Below are 15,519 nucleotides of genomic sequence, written 5' to 3' on the forward strand. Positions count from 1 at the left end.
CGGATTTCTAACGTGGGAGCAGGCCACCAGACAGGGCAACGCGAAGGAGACGAAGTGACGATCGAAGTTCAGAATCTGACCAAGCGGTATGGGGATCGCTACGCCGTGCGAGATGTGTCGTTCACGGTTCACCCCGGCAGAGTCACCGGCTTTCTCGGACCGAACGGCGCGGGAAAGTCGACCACGATGCGCTCGATCGTCGGCCTCGACCGGCCGACCTCGGGTCAGGCGCTCATCGACGGGAAGACGTACGCCTCATACCGGGCTCCCCTGCAGCGGGTGGGCGCACTGCTGGACGCGAAAGCAGCACACAAGTCCCGCACGGCGGCGAACTATCTGTACTCGATCGCCGCCACCCACCACATCCCGAGGTCGAGGGTCGATGAAGTGCTCGACGCGACGGGACTGACAACGGTCGCGAGGAAGAAAGTGGGCGGGTTCTCGTTGGGCATGGGTCAGCGGCTGGGCATCGCCGCTGCACTTCTGGGCGATCCGTCGACGCTGATCCTCGACGAGCCGGTGAACGGACTCGACCCGGAAGGCGTCACCTGGGTGCGCACCCTGCTGGACCGGCTCGCGACCGAGGGCCGCACCGTCTTCCTGTCCTCGCACCTGCTCGGCGAACTCGCGCTGATCGCGGACCATGTCGTCATCATCGGACGCGGCGAGATCATCGCGGACTCACCGATAGACGCCCTCACGGAAGGCGGTCACCGCAGAGTCCGCGTCCGTACCACGGACACGACGGCGCTGAGCAATCGCATCGCGAACGCGGCAGTGACCATCACCTCTTCCGAGAAGGAGATCCTGGAGATCGACGGGCTCACCACGGAGGAGATCGCCCTGGCCGCCCGAGAGGTCGACATCCTCTTGACGGAGTTGACCCCTCTGCGCCAGACCCTCGAGGACGCCTACAACGCGCTGACTCGCGACGCCGTGGAGTACGCCTCCGCCGGGCGTTGACTCAGAAACTGCGAAAGGAACAGACCATGATGACCACTCTCACCGCGCCAATGACAGCCTCCGGAAGAGATGCCGACCTCCTCGGGACGATCCGTTCCGAATGGATCAAGTTCCGAGGACTCACCTCGAACGTCGTACTTGCCGGATTCGCGCTGCTGCTGCTCATCGCGAACGGGGTCGCGATGCCATGGGCGTATGTGTTCCGCGACCGCGGTTCACCTCAGGCCGACTACGACGCCTACGCGGAGATGATCGTCGACAAGACCGGCTACGTCGGTGTCATCCTCGCGGTCCTCGCCGCACTTCTGGTGACCAACGAGTACAGGTCCGGCCAGATCAGAACGACGCTGCTGTCGACACCCACGCGCATTCCGGCCCTGGTATCGAAGGCGACGATCATCGCCGCGGTGTCGTTCATCATCGGTGTGATCAGTTCGAGCATCGGTTTCGCGATCGCCCCCGCGATCCTCGCCGGAGGTGGATACAGCTACCAGCTGGAGGGGGCCGAAGCCCTCCGTCTGATCGGAGGTTCCGGGCTTTACCTTGCCACGCTGAGCATCATCGGTATCGCGGCCGGCTCACTCATCAGAAACGTTGTCGGGTCAGTCCTGACGACGGTCGTGTTCCTGATCATCGTCCCGGTGATCCCCCAGATGTTCTCGGAGTATGGCACCGAGATCACCCGCTTCTTCCCGATCCAGGCGGGATCGCTCCTGCTGGCGCCCCAGGGGACGGATCCGATGGGGCCGTGGGGCGGATATCTCGTACTCGCGGCGTGGGCGGTCCTCCTGTTCACCGCCGCCGCGATCGCGCTCAAGCGGCGCGACGCGTGACAGGTAGGGTGGCACGGTGATCGATGCCTCCGACCTCGGCAGGCCGCAGAACGCCGTGATGCGCTGGGTCAGAGAACGCCCGGTCATCATCGACGTGCTGGTGGTCATCGCCAGCCTCTCGTCATCGCTGCTCTCGGTCTCGCTGGCCGCGCAGCGCACTCCCTGGCCCAGCATCCTGATCGCGTGCGCCGCCTCCGCACCGTTGCTCTGGCGCCGTCGAGCGCCCTTCGTCACGGTCTGCGCCACCGCGTTGATCGGTGCCGTCGGCGTGTGGATCTCACCCGGGGTCGGGGCACTGAGCTTCCCGCTCGCGTTCGCGCTCTACAGCCTCGCCGCCACTCGCTCCTTCCCACGCACCGTGCTCGGATATGCGATCGGCGTCTGTGCTCCCGCTCTGAGCGCACTGGGGCTGTGGCTGACAGACGGGCAGACCTTCTCGCCGTTGCTGCTCGACCCTGTGGCACTCGTCGGGCTGTCGCTCGGACTGGCCGTGAAGAACCGCCGGCAGCGCCAGGAAGCAGTCGCAGCGCTCCTCGAGCAGCAGCTCGAAAACGCGCGGGTCACCGAGCGCAGCCGGATCACCGCCGAGATGCACGACGTCGTCGCCCACTCGATCTCGATCATGATCGCCCTCGCAGACGGGGCGTCGACGGGGTGGGAGAAGCATCCCGAACGGTCCGCAACCGCTCTGCGGAATCTGGGCGGGGTGGGAAGGACTGCGCTCATCGACATGCGCCGCATCCTCCACCTGCTCCGAGACAACGACGCAGACCTCGCGGAAGCGCTGCACCGTTCCGGCCACAATCTCCCCACACTGGACGAGCTTGTCGACGTCTTCCGCAGTGCCGGGCTTCCCGTGCGCCTCATCCGCGTCGGGAACGCGCTACCGGACGATCCCACTCTGGCAACCTCGATCTACCGCATCTCCCAAGAAGCGCTCACGAATGCGCTGCGATACGCCGCAGGAGCCACGCGAGTCGACGTACGACTCGAATCCGACGGGGCAGCGGTCTCGCTCACGGTCACCGACGACGGGCACCCGCCGACCTCAGGAGCGCCGAGCCAGGGCAGTGGCAGAGGACTGCAGGGCATCGCAGAGCGCGCCGCCGCGTACGAAGGCACCACCAGCAGCGGACAGCTCCCCACCGGCGGGTGGCGCACGACAGCAACCCTCTACCTCGACCACGGAAGCAGGGTCGATCCCTCATGAGTCCGACCCAGGTCCGCGTCCTCGTCGCCGACGACCAGCCCCTCGTGCGCATGGGCAACGCCCTCGTGCTCGACAGTGCCGATGACGTCGACGTCATCGGTGAAGCCGCCAGCGGCGAAGAGGCCGTCGCCCTGGCGGCGATGCTGTTGCCGGACGTCGTGCTCATGGACGTGCGGATGCCGGGCATCGGAGGTATCGAGGCCACCCGACTGATCACCACCGCTCATCCTGGCATCAAGGTCATCGTCTTCACGACCTTCGATATCGACGAGTACGCCTTCGGTGGCCTGAACGCGGGTGCGAGCGCATTCCTGCTCAAGAGCACCCCTCCCGAGACGCTCACGGCAGCCGTCCGTACGGTCGCCGCCGGCGACGGCGTCGTCGAGCCGCGCATCACCAAGATACTCATCGACCACTACGCGCAACGCCGCCCCTCCTCAGGAGGAGTCAGACAGCCGCCGCCACCGCTGGACCGTCTCACGCCACGCGAATACGACATCTTCCTCGCGATGGCGACGGGCCTGTCCAACCCCGAGATCAGCGCGCAGCTGCATCTCACGCCTGCGACGGTGAAGACACATATCAACCGCGTCTTCGCGAAGCTGGACGTCCGAGACCGCGTCCACGCGGTCATCCTCGCCCACACGCTCAAGGTTCTCTGACGTCGCTACGCAGGCGTCGCACACCGCAGGATCGAAGATGAAGTGGGCCCTGCCGGGATCGAACCGACGACATCCACGGTGTAAACGTGGCGCTCTACCAGCTGAGCTAAAGGCCCTGGTGCGTCTTAGTCTATCGGGCAGCCGGTGCGCGACGGTGTCGTGGAAGAGGGCTAGGCTGAGGGCGGCACGCGTTGTGCACAGCCGACAAGGCTGCCCGCGTCGCTTCCCGTTTCATTGGCATGACCTGCCAGCTTGACGAAAGGCTCCCCCGTGACTGTGCACGACCAGGATCCGTATTCCCAGGGCCCCCAAGACAGCGATCCGGAAGAGACCGGCGAGTGGCAGCAGTCGCTCGATGAGCTGGTGGATGCCAAGGGCCACGGCCGTGGCCGCGAGATCATGCTCAGCCTGCTCAAGCGCTCCAAGGAGCTGCACCTGGGCGTGCCGATGGTCCCGACAACGGACTACATCAACACCATCGCGAGCGAGAACGAGCCGGAGTTCCCCGGTGACGAGGAGATCGAGCGCCGCTACCGCGCCTGGATCCGCTGGAATGCCGCGATCACGGTCCACCGTGCGCAGCGCCCCGGCATCGGTGTCGGCGGTCACATCTCCACCTACGCGTCCTCAGCCGCGCTCTACGAGGTCGGCTTCAACCACTTCTTCAAGGGCGCGGACAACCCCGGTGGCGGCGACCAGATCTTCATCCAGGGTCACGCCTCCCCCGGCACCTACGCGCGCTCCTTCCTCGAAGGACGCCTGAGCGAGGACCAGCTCGACGGATTCCGCCAGGAGAAGTCGCACGCCCCATACGGCATCCCGTCGTACCCGCACCCGCGCCTCATGCCGGACTACTGGCAGTTCCCGACCGTGTCGATGGGCCTCGGCCCGATCAACGCCATCTACCAGGCGATGTCGAACAAGTACGTCGAGAACCGCGGCATCAAGGACACCTCCGCATCGCACGTCTGGGCCTTCCTCGGCGATGGCGAGATGGACGAGGTCGAGAGCCGCGGGCAGCTCCAGGTCGCTGCCAACGAGGGTCTCGACAACCTCACCTTCGTGGTCAACTGCAACCTGCAGCGCCTCGACGGTCCCGTGCGCGGAAACGGCAAGATCGTCCAGGAGCTGGAGTCGTTCTTCCGCGGTGCCGGCTGGAACGTCATCAAGGTGATCTGGGGCCGCGAGTGGGACGACCTGCTCGCCCGCGACACCGAGGGAGCACTGCTCAACCTCATGAACGTCACCCCCGACGGTGACTACCAGACGTACAAGGCCGAGTCCGGTGCGTACGTGCGCGAGCACTTCTTCGGCCGCGACGAGCGTGCAGCAGCACTGGTCAAGGACTACTCAGACGACGAGATCTGGAACCTCAAGCGCGGCGGCCACGACTACCGCAAGGTCTACGCCGCCTTCAAGGCTGCGACCGAGCACAAGGGCAAGCCCACCGTCATCCTCGCGAAGACCGTCAAGGGCTACGGCCTCGGTCCGCACTTCGAGGGCCGCAACGCGACCCACCAGATGAAGAAGATGACGCTGGACAACCTCAAGACGTTCCGCGACGCCATGCACATCCCGATCACGGATGCGCAGCTCGAGGAGAACCCGTACCTGCCCCCGTACTACAACCCGGGCCCCCAGGACGAGACGATCCAGTACATGCTCGAGCGTCGTCAGGCGCTGGGCGGCTTCCTCCCGGAGCGCCGCTCGACCCACGTCGGGCTCTCGCTGCCGGACGACACGGCCTACGCGCTGCCCAAGAAGGGCTCAGGCACGCAGGAGATCGCCACGACCATGGCGTTCGTCCGTCTGCTGAAGGATCTGCTGCGCTCGAAGGACTTCGGCCACCGCATCGTGCCGATCATCCCCGACGAGGCTCGCACGTTCGGCATGGACGCGTACTTCCCGTCCGCGAAGATCTACAACCCGAACGGCCAGCACTACACCTCGGTCGACCGTGAGCTCCTCCTCGCATACAAGGAGAGCCCGCAAGGCCAGATCGTGCACGTCGGGATCAACGAGGCCGGCGCTCTCGCTGCCTTCACCGCCGCCGGCACCTCCTACGCCACGCACGGCGAGCCGCTGATCCCGATCTACCTCTTCTACTCGATGTTCGGCTTCCAGCGCACCGGCGACGCCCAGTGGGCCGCCGGCGACCAGATGGCCCGCGGGTTCATCATGGGCGCCACCGCCGGCCGCACCACTCTCACGGGTGAGGGCCTGCAGCACGCCGACGGTCACTCGCACCTGCTCGCCGCCACCAACCCGGCGACGATCTCGTACGACCCGGCCTACGGCTACGAGATCGCGCACATCGTGCGTTCGGGTCTCGAGCGCATGTACGGCGGACAGCACGAGGACCCGAACGTGATGTACTACATCACGCTCTACAACGAGCCTCTCGTGATGCCCGCCGAACCGGCGGATGTCGATGTCGACGGCATCGTCCGCGGCATCCACCGCATCTCCGTCGGCGAGGGCGAGGGCCCCCGCGCCCAGCTGTTCGCTTCCGGCGTCGGTGTGCCGTGGACTCTCGAGGCCCAGCAGCTGCTGAAGGACGACTGGGGCGTCGTCGCCGACGTGTGGTCGGTCACCTCGTGGACCGAGCTGCGCCGCGATGGCCTGGCCGCCGACGAACACAACTTCCTGCACCCCGAGGCCGAGCCGCGCACGGCGTACCTGACGCAGAAGCTCCAGGGCGCCGAAGGTCCGGTCGTCGCCGTGAGCGACTACATGCACGCGGTGCAGGACCAGATCCGTCCGTGGGTGCCGCAGCGCTTCGCGACGCTGGGAGCGGATGGCTTCGGCTTCTCCGACACCCGTGCGGCCGCACGTCGCTTCTTCAAGATCGACGGCCCCTCGGTCGTCGTGCGCACCCTGCAGTCGCTCGCCGAAGATGGCGTCGTGGACCGTTCGCTCGCCGCACAGGCGATCGAGAAGTACCGTCTGCTCGACGTGAACGCCGGCACCAGCGGCAACGCAGGTGGCGAAAGCTGAGTCCTCGGTGACAGGTTCTTCTCCACGCGGAATGGACAAGACCGCGACGCTCACCTGGCTGCGCCGGATCTCCGGCGACATCGCCTCGGTGACGATCAAGCGGTTGGAGGACACCCTCCCGTGGTATGCCGACATGCCACCGGCCCGACGCTCTGCCGTCGGGCTGGTGGCTCAGGCCGGCATCACGTCGTTCATCCAGTGGTACGAGGACCCCACCTCCACCCCGTGGATCGCAGCGGACATCTTCGCTGCGGCTCCTCGGGAGCTGTTGCGCAGCGTCAGCCTCCAGCAGACGCTGCAGCTGATCCGCGTCACGGTCGAGGTCACAGAGGAGCGCGTCGCCGGACGCGGTGACGACCTGCGCGAGGCGATCCTGCTCTACTCGCGCGACGTCGCCTTCGCCGCCGCCGATGTCTACGCCCGTGCCGCCGAGGCGCGCGGCCTCTGGGATGCACGACTGGAAGCACTGGTCGTCGACTCGATCCTCACCGGTGAAGCCGACGAGGAGCTCCCCAGCCGCATCGCCGCCCTCGGGTGGCACGGCCACGGCGAGGTCGCGGTGCTGGTCGGCACGACTCCCCCGCAGTTCGACGTGGATCAGGTGCGACGCACCGCCCGCAAACTCGCGGTCGACGTGCTCATCGGCGTGCAGGGGTCCCGCCTCGTGCTGGTGCTCGGACGCGCCAGGATCGCCGGGCAGGAAGACGAAGAGGACGAGGACGAGCTCGGCTTCCTCGAGATCGCGACCCGCCTCGAGCCGTCGTTCGGTCCCGGGTACGTCGTGCTCGGACCTGCCGTCGCCGCGCTGGTGGATGCGAGCCAGAGCGCGCGTGCCGCCCTCGCCGGGTTCGCCGTCGCTCGTGCATGGCGCAGTGCTCCGCGTCCGGTCGAAGCGGATGATCTGCTGCCCGAGCGCGCTCTCGCCGGAGACCCGCTCGCGAAACAGACCCTCATCGAGCGGATCTTCCGGCCTCTCCAGGCGCACTCGACCGATCTGGTGACCACGCTGTGGAGCTACCTCGACAACGGCCGCTCTCTCGAGGCCACGGCTCGGGAGCTGTTCGTGCATCCCAACACGGTGCGCTACCGGCTCAAGCGCGTCAGCGAGGTCATCGGCTGGGACGCCACCGGTCCCCGCGAAGCGCTCATTCTGCAGACTGCGCTGATCCTCGGATCGATCGGCGCGGCCGAGCAGGGGCGCCGTCGCCCGGCGCTGCGCCGCCCTCCGCGCTGATCCTCCGCGCGGCTGCTGTGCGCCACACACAAGGGTTTCGCGCAATCTTGTGATGGATCATCCACCGCTCACGCGGAAAGGTTGGCAGACTGGACTGGTGATTGTCGTCGTCTGCCCTGGTCAGGGCTCGCAGACCCCCGGTTTCCTCTCCCCTTGGCTGGAGCTCGACGGTGTGGCTGATCGCCTCGCCGCCTACTCCGAGGCCGCAGAGGTCGATCTCCATGCGCACGGGACGGTGTCGGATGCCGACACGATCCGCGACACGCGGGTGGCTCAGCCCCTGATCGTCGCCGCCTCCCTGATCGCCGCGGACGCTCTCCGCGCTCACGGAGGTCGCACCGCCGACGGCATGGCGGGGCACTCGGTCGGCGAGATCGCCGCCCTCGTCGGCAGCGGTGTCATCGACGCTGAGACCGGCATGCGCCTCGTCGGCATCCGTGGACGCGCGATGGCGGATGCCGCCGCACAGACCCCCACCGGCATGAGCGCAGTGCTGGGCGGTGATGAGGAACTCATCCTCGCCCGCCTCGCCGAGCTCGAGCTCTCCCCCGCCAATTACAACGGCGGCGGCCAGCTGGTCGTGGCAGGCTCCCTCCCCGCACTGGCCGCTCTCGCCGAGGAGCCGGTCAAGGGAACCCGTGTGATCCCCCTGCAGGTCGCCGGCGCCTTCCACACCGGCTACATGGCCTCAGCGGTCGCCGCCCTGCGCGATGCCGTCGCCACCGTGACCCCGCTCGACCCGCAGGTCACCCTGTGGACGAACCGTGACGGCTCCGTCGTCTCCGACGGTGCGCAGGCGCTTTCGTATCTGGTCGATCAGGTCTCCTCGCCCGTGCGCTGGGACAAGTGCATGACCTCCTTCGCCGACCACGGCATCACCGGACTCATCGAGCTGGCTCCGGCCGGTGCGCTGACCGGCCTCGCCAAGCGCGGACTGCGGGGCGTGCCCACGGTCGCAGTGAAGACCCCCGAGGATCTCGATGCGGCCGTCGCGCTGCTGAACGGAGAAGCCGCATGAGCGCCATCCTGACCCAGATCACGGGCCCCGCCTACACGCGCATCTACTCCTACGGTGCGGCGCGCGGCGAGAACGCCGTGCCGAATGAGGATCTGATCGGACCGATCGACTCGAGCGATGAGTGGATCCGCCAGCGCACCGGCATCATCACCCGCGTCCGTGCCGACAAGGGCACCGATGCGATCGACCTCGCCGCCATCGCCGGTGCAGAGGCCATCGAGAAGTCCGGCGTGCCCGCGGACCAGATCGACCTGGTGATCGTGGCCACCATCAGCAACCCGAAGCAGTCGCCGTCGGTGTCGGCCATCGTCGCGGACCGCGTCGGCGCCAACCCCGCCGCTGCGTACGACATCAACGCCGCGTGCGCGGGCTACTCCTATGCCGTCGCTCAGGCGGACGCTCTGATCCGCGCCGGCGCTGCCCACTACGCGCTCGTGATCGGCGCAGAGAAGCTGTCCGATGTGGTCGACCCCGCCGACCGCAGCATCTCCTTCCTGCTCGGTGACGGCGCGGGCGCCGCCGTGATCGGCCCGAGCGACACGCCCGGCATCTCGCCCGCCGTGTGGGGCTCCGACGGGTCGAAGGCCGATGCCGTCGGCATGAACGGCACCCTGACGCAGTTCCGCGACGGAGAGGTGCCGTGGCCCACGCTCCGCCAGGAGGGTCAGACCGTCTTCCGCTGGGCGGTGTGGGAGATGGCGAAGGTCGCCCGCGAAGCGCTCGACAGGGCCGGCGTCGAGCCGTCCGACATCGCTGCGTTCATCCCGCACCAGGCGAACATGCGCATCATCGACGAGTTCGCCAAGCAGCTCAAGCTGCCCGAGACCACGGTGATCGCACGTGACATCGAGACGACGGGCAACACCTCGGCAGCGTCCATCCCGCTCGCCAGCCATCGCCTGATGGCCGAGCACCCCGAGCTCTCGGGGGGCCTCGCGCTGCAGATCGGCTTCGGCGCCGGTCTCGTGTTCGCCGCTCAGGTCGTCGTCCTCCCCTGAGAACGACCCGACCTTCTCTAGACTGTTCCACGGTTCCGAAAACAACCCGTAAGAAAGAGGAAGACCACATGGCTTTCACCAACGATGAGGTCCTCGCAGGCCTCGCAGAGCTGATCACCGATGAGACCGGCATCAACGCTTCCGAGGTCGCCCTCGAGAAGTCGTTCACGGATGACCTCGACATCGACTCGATCTCCATGATGACGATCGTCGTCAACGCCGAGGAGAAGTTCGGCGTCACCATCCCCGACGACGAGGTCAAGAACCTCAAGACCGTCGGCGACGCCGTCAACTTCATCGTCGCAGGCCAGGAGTAATCCACGCAGGATGCCACCCCCGCTCCTGCGGGGCGTGGCATCCTCCGCCTTGCCCGCACTCCGCTCGCAACACCGCCCGACAGGAACCACACCATGACCAAGCGCATCGTCGTCACCGGCATCGGCGCCACTTCCGCCATCGGCGGTACCGCTCCGGAGAACTGGACCAACCTGCTCGCAGGCATGTCCGGAACCCGCACACTCGAGCACGACTGGGTGAAGCAGTACGAGCTGCCCGTCACCTTCGCCGCCGAGGCGATGGTACGCCCCGAAGAGGTCCTGCCCCGCCACGAGGCGAAGCGGCTCGACCCCTCCTCGCAGTTCGCTCTGATCGCCGCACGTGAGGCGTGGGCGGATGCCGGCTCCCCCGAGGTCGCTCCCGAGCGGCTCGGGGTCGATTTCGCCACCGGCATCGGTGGCCTCTGGACGCTCCTCGACGCCTGGGACACACTGCGCGAGAAGGGCCCGCGGCGCGTCATGCCGCTGACCGTGCCGATGCTGATGGCCAACGCCGCAGCCGGCAACCTGTCGCTGCAGTTCGAGGCGCGTGCCTATGCGCAGACCGTCGTGAGCGCTTGTGCCTCGAGCACCGAGTCGCTCATCCACGCTTTCCATCACCTGCAGGACGGTCTCGCCGACGTCGTGATCGCCGGTGGCACCGAGTCCGCGATCCACCCCATCACCATGGCCTCGTTCTCGTCGGCGCAGGCGCTCTCGCGCCGCAACGACGATCCGGCCATGGCCTCCCGCCCCGGTGCGATCGACCGTGACGGCTTCGTCATGGGCGAGGGAGCCGCTGTTCTGATCCTCGAGACCGAGGAGCACGCCAAGGCTCGCGGCGCGAAGATCTACGCCTACCTGATCGGCGGCGGCATCACCGCAGATTCCTACCACATCACCGGCAATGACCCCGAAGGTGCCGGTGCTGCGCGTGCCGTGACCCAGGCCCTGGAAGAAGCGGGTGTCACGCCCGATCAGGTCACGCACATCAACGCGCACGCCACCTCGACTCCGGTCGGCGACCCCAACGAATACGTCGCCCTCAAGCGCGTGTTCGGTGAGCGTCTCAGCGAGATCCCGGTTTCGGCGACCAAGGCCTCCACCGGCCACCTGCTGGGAGGCACCGGCGCGCTCGAGGCGATCTTCTCGATCCTCGCCCTGCGCGACCGTGTCGCCCCGCCGACCATCAACATGACCGAGCCGGACCCGGCCGTGCCGTTCCGCCTCTCGGGCGAGCCCACACCTCTCGGAGACGGCCCGCAGATCGCGATCAGCAACTCATTCGGCTTCGGCGGGCACAACGCCGTCGTGGCCTTCGCCAGCGTCGACTGACGATCCTATGAAAAGAGGCCCTCGGATCATCTCCGGGGGCCTCTTTCGTACCATCGCGCCGCTCTATGCGACGGGCTCCCGCAGGAGACGGTGCGAGCGCGCGTTCCGGAGCGCCGTGATCCGCGGGAGGAACCATCCGACGAGCGGCCCGATGCCCAGGGCGAAGAGCACGGTGCCGACTCCCACGGGACCCCCGAGCACGAACCCGACGACGAGGACGCTGCCTTCGATGAGCGTGCGCACGATCCAGACGGACCATCCGGTGCGACGTACGAGTCCGGTCATCAGCCCGTCGCGCGGGCCGGGCCCGAAGTTCGCCGAGATGTAGAGACCTGTCGCAAACGCCAGGAGCACCAGGCCGAGCAGGAACATCGGCGCCCCCACCCAGATCGACGGAGGCGCCGGGATGACCGCCAGCGTCAGATCGGCGCTCGGACCGATCAGCAGAGCGTTGAGGAGTGTGCCCAGCCCGACGCGCTGACGCAGCGGGATCCAGAGCAGCAGCACCACGACCGCGACGAGGTTGGTCACGATGCCGTACCCGAGCCCCGACTGTCCTGCGACGCCGAGCGCGAGCACGTCCCAAGGCGAGACACCGATTCCGCCACGCACCATCAATCCCAGCGCGACTCCGTAGAGGAAGAGACCGACGACGAGCTGCAGGCCGCGTTCGGCCAGGTCCCCGCGGCTGGTCGCGGTGATGGGGAGGAAGAGCGAACGAAGGTGCATCCCTCCATGGTGGATGCCGACACAGGGCTGCGACCGAGACCACTCCACGAGAAGTGGCCTCACTATTCGAGTCCACTTTGCGGCATCCTGGAGACATGACCTCTCGACTCGTGGAACACCTCGGAGCGCAGAACGTCGCCGGCGCGACGGCCACGGCGCTGGCCGGACACGTGCGAGCCCTGATCCTCGACGGCCGCCTCACGGTCGGAGAGCGACTGCCCAGCGAGCGCTCCCTCGCTCTCGAGCTGCGCCGTTCGCGGTCGACGATCACGCGCGTGTACGGGCTGCTCGAACAAGACGGCTACGTCAGCCGTCTGCACGGCGGGAATACGCGCGTGGCACTCCCCCGGGTCTCCGTCTCGCCGAGCACCCCAGAGCAGGAATCGGCGATAGACCTGTCGATCGCCTCGATGGACTCGACCCCGGGACTGTACGACGCGACCGTGCGGTCGCTCCCCCGTCTCGCCGCACTGCGCGGCACCAGCGGCTACTCACCGCGCGGCCTGCCTGAGCTCCGCGACGCCGTCGCCCGGCGATTCACACAGCGGGGCGTCGATACCTCGGCCGATGAGATCATCATCACCTCCGGAGCCCTGAACGCCTTCAACCTCGTGCTCGCGACGATCGGTCGGCGCGGAGAGCACGCGCTCGTCGAGCAGCCCACGTTCCCCCATGCGCTGGAGGCGATGCACCGGCACGGGTACCGGATGCTGCCGACCCCGGTCGATGTCGATGGATGGGACCCACGACACCTGACCGAGGTACTGCTCTCCTATCGGCCGCACCTGGCCTACCTGATCCCTGACTTCCACAACCCGACGGGCGCCACCCTGCCGGACACCGATCGGGAACGCATCGCGACCACAGCCCGCAGCGCCGGCACGCTCCTGATCGTCGACGAGACGACCGCCGAGCTCGACATCGATCGTGGATGGGCTCCGCTCCCAATGGCGGCCTACAACCCCCACGTGATCACGGTCGGGTCGATGTCGAAGATCGCCTGGGGCGGCATGCGACTCGGGTGGATCCGCGCCGAACGCTCGCTCATCACCCGGCTGCTCGCCGCGCGTCTCAGCTTCGAACTCGGCACGGCACTCCTCGAGCAGTGCATCGCCGTGGAACTGCTCGCCGAGATGTCGGCGCTCACCGCACACGTCCGAGAACGCCTGAGTGCGGGCCGAGCCGCGGTCAGCGCCGGCCTGGACGCCATCGATGGGATCCGCATGCCGCAGACCGCGGGAGGACTGTCCGCGTGGGTCGATCTCGGCGCGCCGGTGTCCACGCAGCTGTCCCTCGCGGCACGCGAGCGCGAGCTCATCCTGCCGCCCGGGCCGCGATTCACAACCGGCGGCGTGCTGGAGCGACGTCTGCGTATCCCGATCACGCTGCCGCCTGAGCGCACGGCCGCTGCGATGGAACGGCTCCGGCTCGCCTGGGACGACCTGCATGGCGGAGCAGTCCCGCGGCCGGGGGAGCTCCCGCGGGCGGCAGTGATCTGAGACGGCGCCGTCCCGCCCGCGCAGACGAAGACCCCGTCGCTGTCTCCAGGGGCGGGGTCCTCGTCATGTGGAGCGGGGAAACGTCTTCTCAGCGTCCGGGATGAATCACCGGCATCCGATACTCACGCCTCCCCCGCTCCAGGTCTGTGTCGTGGTCGCGAACTAGCCGACCTTGTGCAGCCAGACGACACGAGCGTCGTCGCTGGCGTGGCGGAACGGCTCCAGCTCTTCGTCCCAGGCGGATCCGAGCGCGATGTCCAGCTCGCGCTGCAGCTCGATCGCACTCCCGGCCGCGATCTCCATCGCGTAGCGGATGCGGTCTTCACCGATCACGATGTTGCCGGCCGCATCGGTCTGCGCGTAGTGGATGCCGAGGTCCGGGGTGTGCAGCCAGCGTCCACCGTCGCTGCGGGGCGTCGGATCCTCCGTCACTTCGAAACGGAGGTGCTCCCAGCCGCGGATCGCGGTCGCGAGAGCGGCGCCGGTGCCGACCGGACCGTCCCAGTAGAACTCCGCACGGCGAGCACCGTCGAGCACCGGCTGGTCAGTCCAGTCGAAATTCACCGCACGCCCGATAGCGCGACCCACCGCCCATTCCAGGTGCGGGCAGAGCGCGCGAGGCGCAGAGTGGACGTACACCACTCCGCGTGCGTAAGCCGTCGCCATGATCTCTCCGTTTCATCAGGTGCGTCTTCCCCAACGACCTGAACCACGAAGTGGCGAGAATATGCGGTTGTGGGCCCATTCTCGCCCACTGCGGGCGAAATCACAAGCATGTAGTTCCGACGACGAAGGCCCCGGTCGCGAGACCGGGGCCTTCGTACTGCAGTGGGCTCAGCGACCGAGAGGTCTGAGCCGGCGAATCGGCGAGGCTCAGGCCTCGCTCATCGCCTGCTTCACCTGCTGGCCCTTGGCCGCGTAGTAGGCAGCGCGTGCGGCATCCTTGCGGGCCTGCTCTGCGTAGCCGTGCTCCAGCACGTCCTGAGCGACCTCGTAGTTGGGGACGTCGTCGGTGCCGTTGTACTTCTCGATGTACGCGTCGAGCTCAGGGCCCGATGTCCACGAGGTGATCAGGCAGTAGCGCGGCTCGTCGCCGTTGTGCGTGGCGGCGTGCCACAGGCGCTGCGTGTCGACGATGAGCTGAGCACCGGCCGGAAGCGCGATGCGGTACTCGATGCTCGGGTCGGTGCGGTTCTCGCGCAGGACGAAGTAGCTGTCCTTGTCGTCGGTCAGGTTGAAGAACCCGCGCACGACCCAGCCGGTGCCGTCCGGGTTGAGACGGTTGTTGTCGTCCTGGTGCAGGTTGTAGAGGCAGTCGCCGTACGGCGTGGGCTGCAGCTCGATCACGCGGCAGCGGCCGACGTTCGCACCCGGCTCCTGCGCGCGACGCGTCAGGTTCGGAGCCTTCGCGGTCTGCGAGTCGATCCAAACGCCGTCCTTGTCGGTGCGCGGCGGCTTGTGGTTCCAGAAGCCGTTGCACTCGATGTCGCCGAAGGCACTGGCGAGCGGAGCGAAGCGGGTGTCACCCGACGACTTCCAGTCGTTGTACTCGATGTCGAGCCACTCCTTGGGGTCGAGCTCCTGGTTGTAGCTGTCGAGGACGACGAAGCCCTTTTCCTCGAGTGCAGCGGATTTGATGTATCCCATGATCTAGGTCATGTCCTTTCATCGGGGGCCAGCACGTTTTAACAGGCCCTGATAAGGCAAGCCTAACAGCGAGGCCCGTA

General features: G+C 67.4%; 14 protein-coding genes and 1 tRNA gene. 11 read left to right on the forward strand and 4 right to left on the reverse strand.

Annotation, left to right across the window (positions count from 1 at the left end; translation table 11 throughout):
- Window positions 1–54 precede the first annotated feature (54 nt).
- From MRBLWO12_RS06810 to MRBLWO12_RS06825, 4 genes are read left to right on the forward strand one after another with little or no spacing between them, the layout of a single operon-like run.
- A complete protein-coding gene (locus tag MRBLWO12_RS06810) occupies window positions 55–963 on the forward strand; it encodes an ABC transporter ATP-binding protein (protein ID WP_363553930.1) in 909 nt (302 codons plus the stop codon).
- A gap of 26 nt (window positions 964–989) precedes the next feature.
- Window positions 990–1,796: an ABC transporter permease gene (locus tag MRBLWO12_RS06815; RefSeq protein ID WP_363553932.1), complete on the forward strand. Its 807-nt coding sequence runs from the start codon at window positions 990–992 to the stop codon at window positions 1,794–1,796.
- 16 nt (window positions 1,797–1,812) lie between these two features.
- Entirely contained in the window at window positions 1,813–3,006 is a 1,194-nt protein-coding gene (locus MRBLWO12_RS06820; RefSeq protein ID WP_363553934.1) for a sensor histidine kinase, read from the forward strand.
- Window positions 3,003–3,668 (forward strand): response regulator transcription factor, encoded by a 666-nt coding sequence (locus MRBLWO12_RS06825; RefSeq protein WP_363553936.1) that lies wholly within the window; start codon window positions 3,003–3,005, stop codon window positions 3,666–3,668. Before MRBLWO12_RS06820 ends, MRBLWO12_RS06825 begins: the two co-directional genes overlap by 4 nt.
- Window positions 3,669–3,711: 43 nt before the next feature.
- Here MRBLWO12_RS06825 and MRBLWO12_RS06830 read toward each other — a convergent pair.
- Window positions 3,712–3,784: transfer RNA gene (locus tag MRBLWO12_RS06830), tRNA-Val, on the reverse strand.
- Window positions 3,785–3,938: 154 nt separating this feature from the next.
- On the opposite strand from MRBLWO12_RS06830, the gene aceE reads away from it, so the two are divergent.
- The 6 genes from aceE to MRBLWO12_RS06860 all read left to right on the forward strand — a co-directional run bounded on the left by aceE (window position 3,939) and on the right by MRBLWO12_RS06860 (window position 11,564).
- Window positions 3,939–6,665: a pyruvate dehydrogenase (acetyl-transferring), homodimeric type gene (gene aceE / locus MRBLWO12_RS06835; RefSeq protein WP_363553938.1), complete on the forward strand. Its 2,727-nt coding sequence runs from the start codon at window positions 3,939–3,941 to the stop codon at window positions 6,663–6,665.
- 31 nt (window positions 6,666–6,696) lie between these two features.
- Window positions 6,697–7,899 (forward strand): PucR family transcriptional regulator, encoded by a 1,203-nt coding sequence (locus MRBLWO12_RS06840; RefSeq protein ID WP_141871838.1) that lies wholly within the window; start codon window positions 6,697–6,699, stop codon window positions 7,897–7,899.
- Between the two features lie 97 nt (window positions 7,900–7,996).
- The gene (locus MRBLWO12_RS06845; protein ID WP_363553940.1) at window positions 7,997–8,917 is read left to right on the forward strand and encodes an ACP S-malonyltransferase; all 921 of its coding nucleotides are present in this window, start codon (window positions 7,997–7,999) and stop codon (window positions 8,915–8,917) included.
- The gene (locus MRBLWO12_RS06850) at window positions 8,914–9,915 is read left to right on the forward strand and encodes a beta-ketoacyl-ACP synthase III (protein ID WP_363553942.1); all 1,002 of its coding nucleotides are present in this window, start codon (window positions 8,914–8,916) and stop codon (window positions 9,913–9,915) included. Before MRBLWO12_RS06845 ends, MRBLWO12_RS06850 begins: the two co-directional genes overlap by 4 nt.
- A gap of 68 nt (window positions 9,916–9,983) precedes the next feature.
- Window positions 9,984–10,232 (forward strand): acyl carrier protein, encoded by a 249-nt coding sequence (locus MRBLWO12_RS06855; protein ID WP_017202249.1) that lies wholly within the window; start codon window positions 9,984–9,986, stop codon window positions 10,230–10,232.
- 93 nt (window positions 10,233–10,325) lie between these two features.
- Window positions 10,326–11,564, forward strand: coding sequence for a beta-ketoacyl-[acyl-carrier-protein] synthase family protein (locus MRBLWO12_RS06860; RefSeq protein WP_363553944.1), 1,239 nt, complete (start codon window positions 10,326–10,328; stop codon window positions 11,562–11,564).
- 63 nt (window positions 11,565–11,627) lie between these two features.
- Here MRBLWO12_RS06860 and MRBLWO12_RS06865 read toward each other — a convergent pair whose 3' ends face one another.
- Window positions 11,628–12,293 (reverse strand): YczE/YyaS/YitT family protein, encoded by a 666-nt coding sequence (locus MRBLWO12_RS06865; protein WP_363553946.1) that lies wholly within the window; start codon window positions 12,291–12,293, stop codon window positions 11,628–11,630.
- 95 nt (window positions 12,294–12,388) lie between these two features.
- On the opposite strand from MRBLWO12_RS06865, the gene MRBLWO12_RS06870 reads away from it, so the two are divergent.
- Entirely contained in the window at window positions 12,389–13,792 is a 1,404-nt protein-coding gene (locus MRBLWO12_RS06870) for a PLP-dependent aminotransferase family protein (protein ID WP_363553948.1), read from the forward strand.
- A gap of 162 nt (window positions 13,793–13,954) precedes the next feature.
- On the opposite strand, the gene MRBLWO12_RS06875 is transcribed toward MRBLWO12_RS06870, so the two are convergent.
- Window positions 13,955–14,458: a DUF3145 domain-containing protein gene (locus tag MRBLWO12_RS06875; protein ID WP_363553950.1), complete on the reverse strand. Its 504-nt coding sequence runs from the start codon at window positions 14,456–14,458 to the stop codon at window positions 13,955–13,957.
- Window positions 14,459–14,665: 207 nt separating this feature from the next.
- Window positions 14,666–15,439: a hypothetical protein gene (locus MRBLWO12_RS06880; RefSeq protein ID WP_363553952.1), complete on the reverse strand. Its 774-nt coding sequence runs from the start codon at window positions 15,437–15,439 to the stop codon at window positions 14,666–14,668.
- Window positions 15,440–15,519 lie beyond the last annotated feature (80 nt).

The organism is Microbacterium sp. LWO12-1.2 (assembly GCF_040675875.1).
Taxonomy (GTDB): Bacteria; Actinomycetota; Actinomycetes; order Actinomycetales; family Microbacteriaceae; genus Microbacterium.